A 17,392-nucleotide genomic window follows, 5' to 3' on the forward strand; every position below is an offset into this window, starting at 1 on the left:
GAAGGCGTGTCGGCGGTCGGCGCTTGCCTGGGACGAGGCCTTGCCGCGGTACCGGACGGCCGTCGCGTCAGGCCGATAATGGAGTTGGCCAGACCGCCGCCGGGCGATCATGGTGATGCTCGGCGGCGGCTTACGATCGCGTGCAGGACTCGTTGTGTTGGCGTTGCCGAACGATCAAGTGCGCGGGCGAGGCCTGTTCGATGGTGGCGTCGGCACGGGCCGCCCGCCCGGCCGGGGCGTTGGGCGGGGCAGCGCCTGGAGGTCGTTGATGGCGGCGACGACGACGTTCCAGGCGATCCGGACGGTGTCGTCCTCGAGCGTGTATTGCTGGGTCCATTGCTTCTTTGGGTGGATCAGGTTGCGGTGGTTGCGCAGTACTTTCAGGTAGTCGATGAGGTCTTGGCCGATCCATTTCTGCCGTTCGGCGAGTTTGATCAATTCTTCGAGGTAGTCGCTGGGCTGCGGTCCGCCGGTGTGCCGGGCGAGAGCGACGTCGTAGAGGACGCCTTCGAGAGTGCTGCCGAGCATGATGACCGCGGCGAGACAGGCGCCGGACTGCCAGCAGGCGTGAGCTTCTTCCAGCCGGTGGCGCAGCTGCTGGCCGAATCGACGGTCGCTGACAATGGTGGTGAGGTCGGCAGTGAGCTGGACCGGTGTGCGCATGGCAGCCCGGTTCATCGTCGGGGCCTGGGTGATCAGTTCCGGGCGGCTGCCGGTGTAGATGATCTGGTAACCGTCGAGGGCGAGCAGCGTGTTCAGTTCCTCAACGACGGCGACGCGGGCGTCGTCGTTGTCGAGGTACTCGCGGGGGTCGGCTAGGCGCAGCAGCAGCCGGCGCAGGGCGTCGGGTTCATTGCGGCGCTGGCGCAGCAGGTCGGCGACCCAGGCGCGGCGGCCGCCGTCGACCTCGCCAACGCGGCGCCATCCGGCGGCTTCGAACAGGGTGGTGATCTGCCAGCCGGTGCGGTAGACGGGGCTGTCGTCGCCTCCGCAAATGATCCCGGCGAGCCGGTCGAGGATATTGTCGTCGAGTTTGATGGTGACGGTGTCAGCGGTGGTCACAGCTCAGTTCCTTGATCGTCATCGTCGGCCGGCAGGACGACGGGCTTCCAGGAAGCGTCGCCAGGATCGGCTTCCGCTGGGGAGTGAGGACGGATGCCGTGTTCGTCGAGGCGCCGCCACAGTGTGGCGAGTTCACGGTCGGGGTCGAACTCGAATTCGCTTTCGCGGATCCGGACGACGTTCCAGCCCATGCGGCGCAGTTCCCGGTCACGGCGAGCGTCGGCCGCGGTGTCAGCGGGGGAGGTGTGCCATTGGTGGCCGTCGCATTCGACGGCGAGGCGGCTGCCGTCACCGACCACGACAAGGTCCAGGAATCGGGTTCCGACGGGGAACTGCGGCACGACAAAGAAGCCTCGTTCGCGGATCTTGCGGAAGACGCGTTGCTCGAACAGTGACTCGAACGGGTCGGTCGGTTTGGCGTCGCTGACCGCATCCAGGTCGGGGGAACTGCCGTACACCGGTGGGGTTCGGAGCATGTAGTCGATCAGTGAGCCTCGTAGATCGCCGGGTTTGAAGGTGCCCGGCGCCACCGAGGTGAACAGCCACATCTGGTCGCGGGCCCGGCTGGCGGCGACGTTGCAGAACTGCTTGAACAGGGTGGTGTTGCGGGTGACCCGCGTTTCGGTGCTGACGAGGCTGAGGAACACGACGTCGCGTTCGTCGCCCTGAAAGTTTGGCGGCGACCCGACCCGGATCTGTCGTTCGACGCGGACCTGCGCGGGTATAGCTTCGTTGATCTCGTGTTCCAAGAGTTTGATCTGTCCGGTGCCCTGCATGACGACGATCCCGAAGGTCTTCCCGTCGTAGGCAGGATCGGCCAGGCACTCCAGCAGGTGAGCGACCAGGCGCTTGGCTTCGATCGGGTTGCGGATCGCGGCGTCGCGCCGTTCGGTGAACCCGTCGGTGACGTGTTCGACCCGCAACGGCTTCAGGGCGCCGGCGCGGCGTTCGCGTAGCGGCACCAGGCCGCTGCTGCCGGCGCCGTCGTCGTAGAACTGCTGCGACGACCAGTTGATGATCTCCGGTACGCAGCGGAAGTGTTCCCGCAGCCGGACCACGGCGTCTTTGCCGGAGCGGCTGGTCAGCAGCCCGTACAGGTTGGTTTTGGGGGTGAAGTTGAGCCGGATCTCGGCATCCAGTTGGCTGAGGTATTCGCGCATGCTGTCGAAGATCTGGTCGAGGCTGCGGCCCATGCGGACGGTGCCGGGTGTGCATTGCTGGTCGTCGCCGACGACGATGACCCGCGGTGCCATCCACAGCAGGAAAAGGTGTTCCACGCCTACCTGACTGGCTTCGTCGACGATGATGACGTCGAACGCGTCCGGTTGGGCAGCGATGTTGTCCAGCAGGTTCGGCAAGGGAACGACCCATACGGGCACGGCGCCTTTGGCCTTCTCCATGGCGGCCCTACCGGCTCGCTGGAAGTCGCGGGCCTTGCTGCCTCCGCCAGCGCCGGCGTTGGTGTGGTGTTCGCGGTAGCTGCGCAGTGCGCGGGCGTGGGTGTCGGTCATCCGGTCCAGGCACGCGTGAAGGGCTTGCGCGCCGGCAAGCTGGGCGGTGACGCGGTCGATGGTGTCGTCGATCTGGTCGTATTCGGCGACCAGTTGGCGTTCCTGGTCGGTGTTGCGCAGCTCGGTCAGGAACTGGCGGGCTTTCGCCCACGCCCACGCCGCGGGCAGGTCGGCGAGCAGGTCCGGCCACTGCGGCTCGTGCCAGCTCCGGGCGAGCATGTCAGCCAGGCCGGGATGCCCTGCTCGCAGCACCCCGAACAGGTTGCGGCAGCGGACAGCGTCCGCCTTCTCGCTGCGAGCGTTTGCGAGGGCGTCCAACCCGTCGCGGTAGGCGTCGACGTTGCGGGCTCCGATCGCCTCCAGCAGGGCGGTCAGTTCCGGGCAGGCCTCCTCGGCGGTGGCCCACTGCCGGACGCGTGCGTACAGCTCGTTGACCTGGTGCCGGGCCTGGCGCAGGGCGACGTGGTAGCGGGCCGCAGGCACGGCCCGGATCACCTGCAGCAGGTTGGCCAGCGTCGACAGATCCCATCGCAGCCCGTGCCGAGCGAGCAAGGCGGCGATCGCCTGCTGGGAGCTACGAACAGCGAGTACGTCCCCGAGGAGTTCGTCTGCGTCGTGCAGTTCCGACAGCCGCCGGGTGAGGGACCCGTTCGGTATCTCGACCTGCACGTCAGCCCACTTGCCGACCAGTTGGGCGACGTCCGCCTCGGCCTGCAGATACTCCAGGGCGGTGTCTAGATCGTCGACGGTGGTCGGGACCTGGCCGTTGACGGTGACCAGATCAAGTAGCGTCTGAGCTCGTTTCTGCGAAGCTGACGGCCACATCTTGCGCAGCTTGCCGCCGCCGTCGAAATAGGCGCGCAAAGCTGCTCCGTCGGCAAGCAGACCCCGCACCGTGCCGGCGCCGAGCTCGGACAGAGGCCGGCGTAATTCGACTACCGCGCCGACGCCGCGGGCCTGCAACGCCTGCTGCAACCGGCCGGCGGTGCCGCGAACCTCGACCAGGTGACCCCACAATCCGGTGTGCCGGCCGGCCAGATGATCCGCAACAGCCGGGCCAAGCCATCGCCGGTTGCCCGGTGGCTGCGCCTGCTTGTCGAACCGTAGCCGACCCAGAGCGTCGTGAACGGTGCCGGCCAACGCCTCGATTTCGGTCAATGCCTGCGCGCCGATGCCCGCGAGACGCTGGGTAGCAGGGTCGCTAGCGGTGTCCGCGGTCGCCTGCGCCTGCTGCTCGGCGCGTACGCCCTCCAGCAGCGCGGCCGGAGACGGCAGTTCCGCCGTGGCCGGGATGCGCTGTTGCAGCCGCTGCCGACGGGCGGAAGTGTCACCGGCCAGCAGCCTCAACAACTCGAGCGCCTCGGCCGTCGGCAACGGCGGCTCGTCAGGGTCCTCGACGCGTACCGGCGGCATCCACCCGTACCGAGGCCGTCCTTGAGCGATCTGGCGGACCAACTGCCCAGGGGAGCCGACATAGAAACTGGTCGAGAAACCCGGCACTAACGGGCCGAAGTCGGTGTACTCCACCTGCCGCAGCGCCTGAATCTGCGAGTTGAGCTCAGCGCGCCTTCCCCGCAGCGCCAGCCGCTGAGCGGTCAACGCTGTAATTCGCTCCGGCAGCTGGGCGGAACCAGGATCCGAAATCGCCGCCGACAACGCGTCCAACCCCTGACGCAGCTCAGTCGCGGTGTCCTTGCTGCCACCGGCCAGCAGTACACACAACCGGCGCAGCTCCGGCGGAATCTTCTTCCGCAGCACCTTCAGCGCCTGATCTTTCTGACTGGTCACCAGCACCCGCTGCCCGCGGGCCATCAGCGCGGACACCAGGTTCGCGATGGTGTGCGTCTTGCCGGTCCCCGGCGGCCCCTGCACCACCACACCTGTCTCGGTGCGCAGCAGATCCATGACGCGCCGCTGCTCGTCATTGGTCGGCAACGGGAACAGCGGATCATCACCCAGAACGTCACCGGCGACCGCCCCCTGCCGGTCCAGCCACGCCCGGCGCTGCTCCGGTTCGGTCTCGGTCACCAACTGCGCCAGCGCTACCGGCACGTCGGCGCCGGGCTGCCGCAACGCGACCGCAATCTTCTTGTACGTCTCGGCGAGCAACGCCCGGCTCCGGGGCCGCACCAGCAGCGCCGGCGACGCCGTGAGCACCGGCCTGACCGGCAACGGACCGCCCAGCCCCGCCTCCGGGCCGTCGGTGCCCACGACCGTGTCCAGCGTGACACCTAGCCAGCCCGTCAACCGGTCCACCAGCTGCGCATCAAACACGGCCAAGTCCGGATCAACGACCTGCTCACGCTGGGCGCGTCCTCGATCTGGATAGAAGCCGTCCTGATCACCGAGTACCTGGCGGTCCTCCAAGCGCCTACGGCCAGACACGACCGCAACAGTGATCTCCGCTGTGGCCCGATTCAGACGCGGCACCACGGTCTCGACGAGCAGATGCCGGCGCAGAGCGTCACCCTCAGGGCTCTGCCAGCGCAGCAGCCCCGTTCCCAGCACCATCTCGAACTCGTCGTCCTGCTGCTCGAGCAGCTTCGCGGAATGCTCGAGCATCTCGTACAAACTCCGGTGCTGCTGCGCCAAACGCTGCTGCTGCGCCCACTGCGTCCACGTCGCCAGCCAACGGGCGAACGCGGACGTCACCGTCGGCGGCGGCTTGGTGCGTTCCCACGACGGAAGGCTCAGCGGCCCAATCTCGGCCAAGCGTGGTGCTGGGCCCTCGTGCGTACGAACTCCTTCGGGCTCAACCCAGTCGGCCAGGACCGGCGGTGCAGGCGGCTCCGGCGCCAGCTGCCGGGGTTTGACCCGCAGGATCACACCGTCGGCGGCACTGGTCGTCAGCCGAATGCCAGCCGGCAGCCGGTCCAGCCAGATGATCGGATCCGGAGACTTGGCGCCCCCGGCCAGAATGTCGCGAATCGGATCTCGCTCCGATGCGGCGGTGACGTCGGCAAGGAACTCCATCAGCGAAGTACTCCTGCGCAACGCCTCTTGGTCTACTCCCACTGCTGCACCCACCTCCATGTCGTCCGGAAGGCAGCAGACCAGAATGCCGATCCGCCATGGACAGTTGCAAGAAGTGTTCGCATCATGCGGGATGAGTGAATATTGAGAAGGTCTCATGTCGTCTGGCGATCGGGTGCCGGACCATGGGATCAAGCCAGCTGGCGGCACTGACATGGAACGTCAGGACCTTGAAGCGTCACAGCGGGTCGGGCGCCTGGGAATTCGTCGCCGACCTGGCGGCGCTGCACACTGACGCAATGCTGATCAAGCGCGACCAGTGCGGCGGAGCGTTGCCCCTTGATGCCCGTGCCAACCCGACGACTGGCGGGCTCGGCCTACAGACCGTCGACGAACGACCGCAAATGCCGACCCCCCCACGAGGGGCAGGACATTCCGGCTGAAGCGCGGTGCAGCGTCATCGGCGGGCGCGAGACCGCAGAGCTGAAGATGTCGAGATTACGCATTCCCCTCGGCAGCAGGGCCCCATCCGCTATGCCGAGCGGAGACCAGGTAAGTGGCAGGCATGGGCAACGTTCCGAGACACCGACGATGTCGCCCGTGTCGTCCGGGCATACGAGAGCAGCCGGCAGCGGGCGAAAATCAGGCTGATCGCGAAGCTGGGGGGACCGCGCCCGGCATGAACTGACCGCCGCCACGCGGGTGAGCAGCCTGGCGGACTTGTGGCTCGAGGAGATTAGCCTCGAAGGGCGCATCGTCACGCAGACCGTCGACCGCTATAGATGCCTGCGCCAAACGGTACTGCCCGCGTTCGGTGCGCAAGTCCTATACGGTTGACCTGGTCACGCGACGTCAGATCCGTCCTTGCCGGCGCTCACACCATCGAGCAGGCCATCGATTTCGACGGCGGTCGCATCGACGACCGAGTCCGCCTCCACGTCGACCGTCGCCGCCGACTCGTTGATCCATTCTTCCCACGAGAGACCGTGCTTCTCGGCCAGGTAGCGGGCGCGGTAGAGGCGCGTCGCGTCGTCGATGGCCGAATGGAGCATGGTGAAGCTGAGGCCGGCCGCGACAATGCCGCCGGCGATCGGCACCACCTGGGCGAGCCGCGCCTTGGTGAGCCTCACTCCGAGCAGCTTGAAGATCTGCAGGAGGACCTTGACGAGCGGCTCTTTGCCCAGCTTTTCCCAGGTCGTGCGGCGCATCATCTGCTGGGTGAGGCGCGACAGGCTCGCCAGGGCAGCCGTCTTGCTCGTCGACGACGACGCCATGCTGTAGTTCAGGACACCCATGAGGAACAGCTCCTCCTCGGGCTCACGCGGGTCGTAGCCGTAATGGACGGCCACCTCGGCCACCGCACGGCCGAGCAGCGCCAACGAGGCCACCGTGTCGGACGCCACCGCCAGGACGGCGACACCCGCCGTCGTGCCACCGCTGACCGTCGTACTGACCGTCGCTCCGGTGACCGCGACGGAAGCGAGGCCGGACTCCAGGACGCCGAGGAACGGGATCGTCAAGGTGGGCCGGCCCTTGTCGAGGTCTTTGAGATCCAGCGACGCGAACGGCGACTTCTCATCCAGGTCCGGATGCTTGCGGCGGAGCTTCTCGACGCGCTGCTCCAACGACGCCGAACGCACGGCGGGCAGGAAGATGGCCTTGAAGCCGCCCTCCAGCCCTTTGAGGATCGTCTCGTCACCGATCTCCAGGGCCTTGCCGGCTCCGGGGATCTTCCTGACCTGCGCGCCGGCCAGCTTGGTGACCCGGGCGACCTGGTTGGCCACGCGTGAGCCCAGGCCGTTGCGGCGCCGGCGCTCATTGTCGAGCACGCTGGACCACGCCCGGCGTTCGTACTCGGACATGTTTTCCTGCATCTTTTCCTGCATCTGAGTTCCTATCGAGTCGTCGAAGATCGCCAAGCTAATCAGAGTCGCTGAACGGGCGGCTGAATGGCCTCGAACCGTCCGCTCAGGCACTTTCGCGCCCGAGCCGCTGCCGCGCGACCAGGAGGCAGGCATGCACGGTCTTCTGCGGTACGCGCATGGCACGCGCGAGTGCCTTCTCCGGCGCCTCGTAACCGCGCTCGACGAGGTCGGCGTGGATGCCGAGCAGACCGCGGTGGTAGTCGTCGCCGTCGTCGGGCAGCGCGGCGACGCGGTCTTCGACATAGCGGCGCACCATGGTCTCGTAGGCGCCGACCACCGGAGCGGCGTTGAATTCGTCGGTCATCTCGCCGAGGTGGCGAGCGGCGCGCCGCATCACGCCCGCGGTGATGCCGTGTGGGCTGTCAGCGGCCACTTCAACGGCGAGCCGCCGTGGGCCCGTCTGATCGGCCTGCCCCTCGTCACGCTCCCATTCGGCGACGATGTAGAGGTCGAGGTCTCGGCGTTCGAGTCTCATCACCAGTTCCCAGGTCTGTCGTGGTCCTCAGCCGACGAGGATGACGTCGGTCGCCTTCACGGCGCTTATGGTTTGCTGCTGCGAGTGCTTAGGTGAATCTCGTCCTGGTCGTACCTGCTACCGGCCAGCTCGAAAGTGCCGATGATCGGACCGGTCTCGTCGCCGGTGAGCTCGTACGTGACCTCCCACGTCTCGTCAAGAATGAGCGGGGTGCCGCCGTACCCCATCTCGACCTTGACCAACACGCTGCAACCGGCCGAGCCGAAGCATTGGTTCTTCACGACCTTGGGAGTGAGGTCTAGATCGGCGAGCGACAGCGTCGGGCTGACGGTGGGCGCAGTCGTCGTGGCAGCCGGCGTGATCGGATCGAACGACGGTGCGGCCGCCGGCGTGGTCGCCACTCCCTTGGACGCGAACGCCACTGCTCCGGTAATCGTCGCCGCGGACAGGAGCGTCGCCCCGAGCAGCCCGAAGAGCAGCGCCTTGAGAGGCCGGGTCACTTAAGGGCCACCTTGACGCCGCCAGAGAACAGCGAGTCGTGCAGCTCAAGGCTGGTCAGCTTGGTGTCCTTCGGGATGTCGAAGACGAGCTTGCCCTTCACCGTGTTGCCTGGGTTGATCTCCTCGAAGAAGACTTGCTGGTCCTCGTTGGCGTGGATCGCCGCCCCGGAGTCCACGGAGAACTCGGTGCCCTTGGCGTCGTATGCCTTCTGCACGGAGTCAGACATCGTCTGCGCCTCCTTGCCGATGTTCTTGATCTGAATGCTGACAAGGCAGAATTGGCCCTGCGCCTTCTCGTTGAGGTACTGGTTGCCGACCTTGGCGACGCCGCACTTCACGCCGGTCACCGTGAACTCGAACTTGCCGTCGCGGACCGGGTCGCAGGCCGGGCGCCCTCTTCTCCTGCTTGGTGGCTTCCGGCTTCTTTGTGGACTGCTTGGCCGGCGCGGCGGCCGCGGTCTCGGCGCCGGCGTCTTCGCTGGTGTCGTCTCCGGAGCTGACACCGCAGGCCAGAAGCATGAAGGCCGCGGCTCCGCCGGCGATCCAGGCCCAGGTGCGGCGCTGGGTCGGCTTGGCGGAGACGAGCTGTTGCAGCTGGGAAGAGGACATGGGAGCTCCCGGTATTCGAGGGATGTGGCGTACACAGCAACTCATTGCGGCGACGATATCTATGGAAGCATAATCCGTTAATGGAGTCAACAGATACTAGGCGAAGCGGCTGTGTACACTAGTGGCGTGGAACGACGAGCGAGAGTCACCGCAGCCGACATCGCGCGCTTCGCAGGGGTTGGCCGAGCGGCGGTCAGCAACTGGCGGAAGCGCTACGAGACCTTTCCGGCACCGGTCGGCGGCACGGTGGCGAGCCCTCAGTTCGACCTCGCGGAGGTCGATCGCTGGCTCACCGACAACGGCAAGGCGCTCGCCATCCCGGACGAACACCGGTTCTGGCGCGACATGGTCGAAGCCCAGACGGATCCGGCTGAGGCGATAGCCCGAGCCGCCGAGCAGCTCAGCGGTACCCGGCCCTTGACCGACGCCTCACTGCGGGCCGAGCTCGATGCGCTGGTCGCCCGGCCGAAAGGAGGAGGGGCCAGGGAGACGCTGCACCAGTTGTGGGCGCAGTTCGCCGACACACCCGCCCGGCGAGCCGCCAGCACGCCCGACCACCTGGCTGCCCTGATGGTCCGCCTGGCCGGGATCAGCGCCGGCACCGTGCTCGACCCGGCCTGCGGAAACGGCCAGCTGCTGCGGACGGCGGCCGAGGCCGGGGCGGCCGAGGTCTTCGGCCAGGACATCGACGAGCCGACCGCACGGCTCGCCGCGGCCTGGCTCGCCGTCGACGAGGTGACCGGCGAAATCAGGATCGGCGACTCCCTACGCGCCGACGCCTTCCCGGGGCTCGCCGTCGACGCCGTGCTCGGCCACCTGCCGTTCGGCCAGACCAACTGGGGGCAGGAGGACCTCGGCTACGACCTCCGGTGGGAATTCGGCGTGCCGCCACGCACCGAGCCCGAACTGGCTTGGGTGCAGCATGCGCACGCGCATCTCAAACCGGGCGGTACGGCCGTGCTGCTCATGCCGCCGTCGGCCGCGGCGCGCCGGGCCGGCCGGCGGATCCGGGCCGAGCTGCTCCGCAAGGGCGCGTTGCGGGCCGTCATCGCCCTTCCTCCGGGCGCCACCACCGCGATCGCGGGCGCCCTGCACGTATGGATTCTCCAGCGCGCCGCCGGCGCTCCCGCCCCCACAGTGCTGCTCGCCGACGGCCGCGCCCTCGCCACGCCCGACCCGATGGACCTGCCCGAGACCTTCGACGGGATCGCGGAAGCGGTGGAGACCTTCCTCGGTGGTGGCGACCTCACGCAGGCAACATTCGCCCACGAGATCCCGGTCATCGACCTGCTGGACGCCGAGGTCGACCTCACCCCGGCCCGGCACGCCCCGGCAGGCCTGGAACACGCCCATCTCGTACGGGAACTGGAAGCCAACCAGCACCTCCTCAAGGGCCTGGCGCAGGAGCTGGGCCGGCGTGTGCCGGCCGCTTTGAAAGCTACGGAAGAAGACTCGTTCCCACTGCCCACAATCGCCATCGCCGACCTGGCACGCAGCGGAGCCCTCGAGATCCTCGGCCCCATCCGCGGCGACGACGGCGAACCGGCCGACGCGCGCGTGCTCACCGCGCAAGACGTCACGGGGCAGAGAAGTGCGCAACGAAGCGACGAACGGCTGAGCCAGCGCATCCCGCTCAAGGCCGGCGACGTCGTCGTCCCGCTGGTGGCTCGCCATCTCGCCACTACGGTTGTCGAAGCCGGGGATGCCGAGATCCTGCTCGGCCGCAACCTCTACCTCCTACGCTGCGACCCGCAGGTGCTGGACCCCTGGTTCCTCGCTGCCCACCTTCGCACCGCCGCGAACGAACGCCAGGCCAGCAGCCTCTCCGGCACCCTGCGCCTCGACATCAGGAAGGCTCAGGTGCCCCGAATCCCGATAGCAGAGCAGTCCCGCCACGGCGCAGCGTTCGAGCGCCTATACCAGTTGAACCGAATGGCCAGGCAGGTAACGGACCTTTCGGTCGAGATGACTCGGCTGACCGTCGAAGGTCTGGCGTTTGGCAAGCTGCGTCCCACCGAGAAGAACTGAGGAAGGACCCACGGGTGAGTACCGATCACCAGAAACTGGCGAACTTCATCTGGTCGGTCGCCGACCTGCTGCGCGGCGACTACAAGCAGTCCGAGTACGGCCGGGTCATCCTGCCGCTGACCGTGCTGCGTCGCCTCGACTGGGTCCTCGAGCCGACCAAGGACGAGGTGCTCGCCCGCTACGAGTCGCTCTCCGCGGCCGGCGTCAAGAACGTGGATCCGGTGCTGCGTAAGGTGGCGGGTCTGGGCTTCTACAACATCAGCCCGCTCAACTTCCGCTCCCTGACTGCCGACCAGGACAATGTGGCCACGAACCTGCGGTCCTACATCGGTGGCTTCTCACCCGGCGCGGTCGACGTGCTCGACAAGTACGGCTTCGACGCGCAGATCACCCGGCTCGACGAGGCCGGGCTGCTCTACCAGGTGGTCAGCAAGTTCGTCGAGATCGACCTGCGGCCTGAGGTTGTCAGCAACCACCAGATGGGCTACCTCTTCGAGGAACTCGTCCGGAAGTTCTCCGAGATCAGCAACGAGACCGCCGGTGAGCACTTCACCCCGCGTGAGGTCATCAAGCTGATGGTCAACCTGCTGCTGGCGCCGGACGAGGAAGATCTGATCACGCCCGGCATCGTCCGGAAGATCTACGACCCCGCCTGCGGCACCGGCGGCATGCTGAGCGAGGCGCAGGACCACATCGAGGCGCACAACTCGCACGCGACGGTCGAGGTGTACGGCCAGGAGCTCAACGGCGAGACGTACGCGATCTGCCGCTCGGACATGATGATGAAGGGCGGCGACCCAAACAAGATCGCGTTTGGCAACTCGTTCAGCCAGGACGGCCACGACGGCGAGAAGTTTGACTACATGCTCGCCAACCCGCCGTTCGGCGTGGAGTGGAAGAAGGTCGAGAAGTTCATCAAGGACGAGGCGGCACGTGGCCACGCGGGCCGTTTCGGCGCCGGCCTTCCCCGGATCAACGACGGGTCGCTGCTCTTCCTCCAACACATGATTTCGAAGATGAAGCGCCCCGAGGACGGCGGCAGCCGCCTGGCGATCGTCTTCAACGGATCGCCACTGTTCACGGGTGCGGCCGGCTCGGGAGAGTCGGAGATCCGCCGCTGGATACTGGAGAACGATCTGCTTGAGGGCATCGTCGCCTTGCCGGATCAGCTCTTCTACAACACCGGTATCAGCACCTACTTCTGGATTCTCACGAACCGCAAGACCCCTTCTCGGCGCAAGAAGGTGGTGCTGCTCGACGGCCGCGACTACTGGGTCAAGATGCGCAAGAGCCTCGGCGACAAGCGCAAGATGCTTAACGACGACCACATCGTCGCTCTCACCCGCGCCTACGTCGATGCGCTCGCCATCGCCGACGATCCGCCGCACGAGCTGCACAGCAACGTGAAGGTCTTCCAGACCACCGACTTCGGCTACCAGCGCATTACCGTCGAGCGCCCGCTGCGCTTGCGCTTCGAGATCACCGACGAGACCGTCGACCTGCTCGCCGCCGCCAAGGCTGTCATCAAGTATGACGAGAGCGACTCCCTGCTGGTCTCGGCAAAGTCGATGATTGGGACGTCCGCGACAAGCCGCTCAGAGTTCGCGATTAAGCTGGCAGAACTGGGCAAACTGCCGGCCAATGTGGAGAAGGCCGTGTGGGATGCGTTCTCGGTCAACGACACGGAAGGCGAGGTGCAGACCGACCGCAAGGGCAAGCCGCTGCCGGACGCCGACCTGCGCGACAACGAGAACGTCCCGCTGAACGAGGACATCCACGACTACCTGAAGCGCGAAGTCCTCCCGCACGTCCCGAATGCCTGGATCGACGAGCCAAAAACGAAGATCGGTTACGAGATCCCCTTCACCCGCTACTTCTACGTCTACCAGCCGCCCCGCCCGCTCGCCGAAATCGACGCCGAAATCAAGTCACTCGAGGCGGAAATCCAGGCGCTGCTCGGCGAGGTGACGAAATGAATCGGGTGGCGCCTTGGCTGACCAACTCGCGCTGGCCCACCGTCCCGATCCGATACCTTGCCAGGCTCGGAACGGGGCACACACCAAGCCGTCAACACCCAGAGTATTGGGAGGACTGCGATACGCCTTGGATGACGCTGGCCGATGTCTGGCAGCTTCGCGGTGGCACGGTCGACTACGTGCACGAGACCAAGGACATGATCAGCAAACTTGGTCTGGTCAACTCGGCCGCAGTATTGCATCCTGCGGGGACAGTAATGCTATCTCGCACCGCCTCCGTGGGTTTCTCCGGCATCATGGCTCGGGATATGGCCACGAGTCAGGATTTCGCTACCTGGACCTGCGGGGAACGGCTTCACCCGAAATATCTCCTTTACGTCCTGCGTGCGATGGCACCAGATCTTCGGCGAGTTGCGGCTGGCTCAACGCACAAGACGATCTACATGCCCGACATCGAGGAGCTGAGAATGCCAGCCCCGTCGATGGAGGAGCAGCGGCGCATCGCCGACTTCCTCGACGCTGCTACATCCTCAATCGATCGTTTGTCTTCTTTGACGGCACGGCAACTATCGGCTATTGAGGAGCGCGGGATCGAGTTCGCTCGCGTCATGACCACTGGCACCGGCGAACCCGACTCGAGGCGGACTGGAGTTTCGTGGATGCCCCATATGCACAAAGATTGGCGTCTGCATCGAGTCGGGCGTGTTTTCCGAACAGGCAGTGGAACGACACCTACGTCAAGCAACGCCGACTACTTCGGCGACGGCTCTCCCTGGGTCAACACAGGTGACCTGCGCGACGGGCCAGTGGTTGACGTGAAGCGATCTGTGACTCAGCTTGCCTTACGCGACTTCTCCGCGCTCAAGACCTACGCACCGGGGTCCCTTGTCGTGGCGATGTATGGAGCGACCATCGGCCGCCTCGGCATTCTCGGCATGCGGGCGTGCGTCAATCAGGCGTGCTGCGTACTTGCGGAGTCGCCGGTAATCGACAGCAAATACGCCTTCTACTGGTTCCTGTCGCAGCGGCAGGAAATCATCGGCCTCGCCTCCGGCGGTGGACAACCGAATATCAGTCAAGACGTGATCCGAAGCCTTCGGATTCCAGCCCCTAGAATACGTGAGCAGCGCCACATCGTCGCTGCAATTGACACGGAACGCGAAAATCAGTCGAGTATGTGTGCGGCTCTTACGAGAAGGTTGAGCCTCCTGGCCGAGCGGCGGCAGGCGTTGATTACGGCGACGGTTACCGGGCAGATCGATGTGACTGCGGCGCGGGGAGTGGGTTGATGTGAAGGTTTACGGGGAGGGTGCGTTCGAGGCGGCCATCGAGCAGTCGTTGCTCGGTAGCGGCTGGCCGCAAGGGATCCGGACCAACTACGACCGGAGCCTGGGGCTCGATACGTCGGAGCTGTTCGCGTTTGTTGGGGCCACGCAGAACGAGGCCTGGCTGAAGCTCGTCGCCTATCACGGCAACGACGTCGCCGAGACGCAGCGGCACTTCGCGGAGTACCTCGCCAAGCAGATAGACGAGCGTGGGCCGCTCGACGTGTTGCGGCGCGGCATCAAGGACAAGGGCATCCAGTTTCAGCTGGCGTACTTCAAGCCGGCGCACTCGATCACCGATGACGCGACAAAGCTGTACCGGGCCAATCGGCTCAGCGTGACCCGGCAGCTGCACTACTCGGCCCAAGACCCGAAGAAGAGCCTCGACCTCGTCCTCTTCGTGAACGGCATCCCCCTCGCCACGGCGGAGCTCAAGAACCCGCTGACGAACCAGACCGTCGAGGATGCCAAGGAGCAGTACCGCAAGGACCGGGACCCGAGGGAGCTCCTCTTCTCCCGGCGTATCCTTGTGCACTTCGCCGTTGACCCTGACCTTGTCTTCGTGACCACGAAGCTGGCTGGGGACAGCACCCGCTTCCTGCCGTTCAACACCGGCTCCGAAGGGCCCGGAGTGTCAGGTGGTGCGGGCAACCCGTCGGCCGACGACTACCGGACCGCTTACTTGTGGGAGCAGATCTGGCATCCGGACACCTGGATGGACCTGATGCGGCGGTTCCTGCACACGAACAAGGAGTCGCGGGCGCTGATCTTCCCGCGCTACCACCAGTGGCACGCCGTCACCACGCTCACCGACCACGCCGCCGCGCACGGGTCCGGCGACAATTACCTGGTCATGCACTCGGCCGGCTCCGGCAAGTCGAACACCATCGCCTGGTTGGCACACCGGTTGTCTAGCCTGCATACGACCCAGGCGATCCCCGACAAGAACATCAAGGCGAACGAGCCGGTCTTCGACAAGGTCATCATCATCACCGACCGGGTGGTGCTGGACCGGCAGCTGCAGGACACGGTTTTCCAGTTCGAGCATGTGCCCGGTGTGGTGCAGCGGATCGACAAGGACTCCAATCAGCTCGCCGCCGCGCTGACCGGTGAGGCCGCCAAGGTCGTCATCAGCACGATGCAGAAGTTCGGCTTCATCCTCGAGAAGGTTGACGGGCTCCGCGGTAAGCGATTCGCGGTGATCGTCGACGAAGCGCACTCGTCGCAGTCCGGCGACAACGCCGCCTCGCTGAAGAAGGTGCTGCTGCGCAAGGGTAGCGACGACATCGACGACGACGGCGACCTGCTCACCGCGTCGGCACTGGCGCGGGGACGGCACGAGACGTTGTCGTACTTCGCGTTCACGGCGACGCCGAAGCCGAAGACCCTGGAGCTGTTCGGGACGCTGGGCACGGACGGGAACATGCACCCGTTTCACACGTACTCGATGCGGCAGGCGATCGAGGAGGGCTTCATCCTCGACGTGCTGCGGCAGTACGTGACCTACAAGTCGTACTGGAAGCTCGCCAACCAGAATCCGGAGGACCCGGAGGTCGACCCGAAGCAGGCGGCGTCGCAGCTGGCCCGGTTCGCGGTGCTGCACCCGACGATGATGGCGCAGAAGGCCGAGATCATCGTCGAGCACTTCCGCCGGCACACCGCGCCGCGGGTGGGTGGCCGGGCCAAGGCGATGGTGGTGACCGGGTCGCGGGAGGCGGCGGCCAAGCTTTACACGGCCATCAAGAAGTACATCGCGACCAACGAGTACGCCGGATGCGATCCGCTGGTGGCCTTCTCCGGCGATCTGCAGCTCGACGGCATCGAGATGACCGAGGCCAAGCTGAACGGCTTCGGCGAGAGCGAGCTCCCGGAGAAGTTCGGCTACACGGCCGCGGACGACAAGCACGCCGGCACGCCGAAGGCCAAGCAGCCGGTCGAGTACAAGATCCTCGTGGTAGCCGAGAAGTACCAGACCGGCTTCGACCAGCCGCTGCTCACCACGATGTACGTCGACAAGTCGCTCAAGGGTGTGGCCGCGGTGCAGACGCTGTCCCGGCTCAACCGGACGCACCCGCTCAAGATGCAGGACGACGTGTTCGTGCTGGACTTCGTCAACGAGGCCACCGACATCACCGAGCAGTTCAAGCCGTACTTCGAGACCGCCGCGACGATGCCGACGGATCCGAACCTGCTTTACACGGCCGAGAACTCCGTGATGTCGTACGCCTTGCTCGTGGAGTCGGAGATGCAGGCGTACGTCGAAGCCCTGCTGGCCGCCGAAGGCAAGGCGAAGACCGACGCCGCACTGCAGAAGGCGCATGCGGCGCTCTACCGCTTCACCGACCCGGCGCGGGACCGCTACGTCGCCCTGGCCGCCGACGACCCGGAGGCGGCCGATGCCTTCCGGGCCGCCCTGCGCGACTACACGCGGATGTACGCATTCCTCAGCCAGGTCGTGCCCTATCACGACGAACATCTTGAGCGGCTCTACCTGTACGGGCGGGCGCTGCTGAATCGGTTGCCGCGCCGGCAGGACGCCTCGGTAGACATCGGCGAGGTCCAGCTCACCCACCTACGGGTCAGCAAGACCGGAGAGCACGACGCGTCGCTGGAGGCCGAAGGGGAGCAGATGCTGCCGGGCTTCACCGGCGGTGGCGCCGGCCCGCAGAACGACCCGGACAAGGTCGCTCTCTCCGAGCTCATCGAGGAGCTCAACGACCGGTTCGGGCTCGGTCTCGGCGACGCCGACAAGATATGGTACGAGCAGCAGATCGTCGCGATGGCCGAGGACCCCACGGTGGAGGCCGCGGCGCTCGTCAACGACGAGGGCAACTTCGGGGTTGTCTTCGACCGGCACATCGAGTCGGTCATCTTGAATCGGCATGACGACAACGGCAAACTGATGCAGCGCTATTTGGACGATGACCTGTTGCGTCAGCGTATGAACCAGTTGGGCCGCAGCCAGGCGTACAAGTTGATTCGTCGCAAGCACGGCCTCACCTGACGGG

General features: G+C 66.1%; 10 protein-coding genes. 4 read left to right on the forward strand and 6 right to left on the reverse strand.

What is annotated here, in order from left to right; translation table 11 throughout:
- Positions 1 to 174: 174 nt before the first annotated feature.
- The 6 genes from BKA14_RS00240 to BKA14_RS43405 form a co-directional block, all read right to left on the reverse strand.
- Positions 175 to 1,062 (reverse strand): hypothetical protein, encoded by an 888-nt coding sequence (locus tag BKA14_RS00240; protein WP_184948940.1) that lies wholly within the window; start codon positions 1,060 to 1,062, stop codon positions 175 to 177.
- Positions 1,059 to 5,546, reverse strand: a complete 4,488-nt coding sequence (locus BKA14_RS00245; protein WP_184948941.1) for a PDDEXK-like endonuclease domain-containing protein — start codon at positions 5,544 to 5,546, stop codon at positions 1,059 to 1,061. The genes BKA14_RS00240 and BKA14_RS00245 overlap by 4 nt, the downstream gene beginning before the upstream one ends.
- An 842-nt stretch (positions 5,547 to 6,388) precedes the next feature.
- Positions 6,389 to 7,465: an EcsC family protein gene (locus tag BKA14_RS00250; protein ID WP_184948942.1), complete on the reverse strand. Its 1,077-nt coding sequence runs from the start codon at positions 7,463 to 7,465 to the stop codon at positions 6,389 to 6,391.
- Between the two features lie 49 nt (positions 7,466 to 7,514).
- Positions 7,515 to 7,946, reverse strand: a complete 432-nt coding sequence (locus tag BKA14_RS00255; RefSeq protein WP_184948943.1) for a hypothetical protein — start codon at positions 7,944 to 7,946, stop codon at positions 7,515 to 7,517.
- Between the two features lie 65 nt (positions 7,947 to 8,011).
- Complete coding sequence (locus BKA14_RS00260; protein WP_184948944.1) at positions 8,012 to 8,446, reverse strand: hypothetical protein; 435 nt, start codon at positions 8,444 to 8,446, stop codon at positions 8,012 to 8,014.
- Positions 8,443 to 8,793, reverse strand: a complete 351-nt coding sequence (locus tag BKA14_RS43405; protein ID WP_239093686.1) for a DUF4352 domain-containing protein — start codon at positions 8,791 to 8,793, stop codon at positions 8,443 to 8,445. Before BKA14_RS43405 ends, BKA14_RS00260 begins: the two co-directional genes overlap by 4 nt.
- Positions 8,794 to 9,181: 388 nt before the next feature.
- On the opposite strand from BKA14_RS43405, the gene BKA14_RS00270 reads away from it, so the two are divergent.
- The 4 genes from BKA14_RS00270 to BKA14_RS00285 are packed head-to-tail and all read left to right on the forward strand — an operon-like array spanning position 9,182 to position 17,388.
- Entirely contained in the window at positions 9,182 to 11,083 is a 1,902-nt protein-coding gene (locus BKA14_RS00270; protein ID WP_184948946.1) for an N-6 DNA methylase, read from the forward strand.
- 14 nt (positions 11,084 to 11,097) lie between these two features.
- Entirely contained in the window at positions 11,098 to 13,059 is a 1,962-nt protein-coding gene (locus BKA14_RS00275) for a type I restriction-modification system subunit M (protein WP_184948947.1), read from the forward strand.
- Positions 13,056 to 14,348, forward strand: a complete 1,293-nt coding sequence (locus tag BKA14_RS00280; RefSeq protein ID WP_184948948.1) for a restriction endonuclease subunit S — start codon at positions 13,056 to 13,058, stop codon at positions 14,346 to 14,348. Before BKA14_RS00275 ends, BKA14_RS00280 begins: the two co-directional genes overlap by 4 nt.
- Position 14,349: 1 nt before the next feature.
- The gene (locus BKA14_RS00285; protein WP_184948949.1) at positions 14,350 to 17,388 is read left to right on the forward strand and encodes a type I restriction endonuclease subunit R; all 3,039 of its coding nucleotides are present in this window, start codon (positions 14,350 to 14,352) and stop codon (positions 17,386 to 17,388) included.
- Positions 17,389 to 17,392: the final 4 nt, after the last annotated feature.

Source organism: Paractinoplanes abujensis (assembly GCF_014204895.1).
Taxonomy (GTDB): domain Bacteria; phylum Actinomycetota; class Actinomycetes; order Mycobacteriales; family Micromonosporaceae; genus Actinoplanes; species Actinoplanes abujensis.

What these genes read in the sequence shown, in the direction of transcription:
- BKA14_RS00280 (WP_184948948.1), top strand. Translation starts at nt 13,056, where the DNA reads ATGAATCGGGTGGCGCCTTGGCTGACCAACTCGCGCTGGCCCACCGTC.
- BKA14_RS00255 (WP_184948943.1), bottom strand. Translation starts at nt 7,946, where the DNA reads ATGAGACTCGAACGCCGAGACCTCGACCTCTACATCGTCGCCGAATGG.
- BKA14_RS00245 (WP_184948941.1), bottom strand. Translation starts at nt 5,546, where the DNA reads ATGGAGTTCCTTGCCGACGTCACCGCCGCATCGGAGCGAGATCCGATT.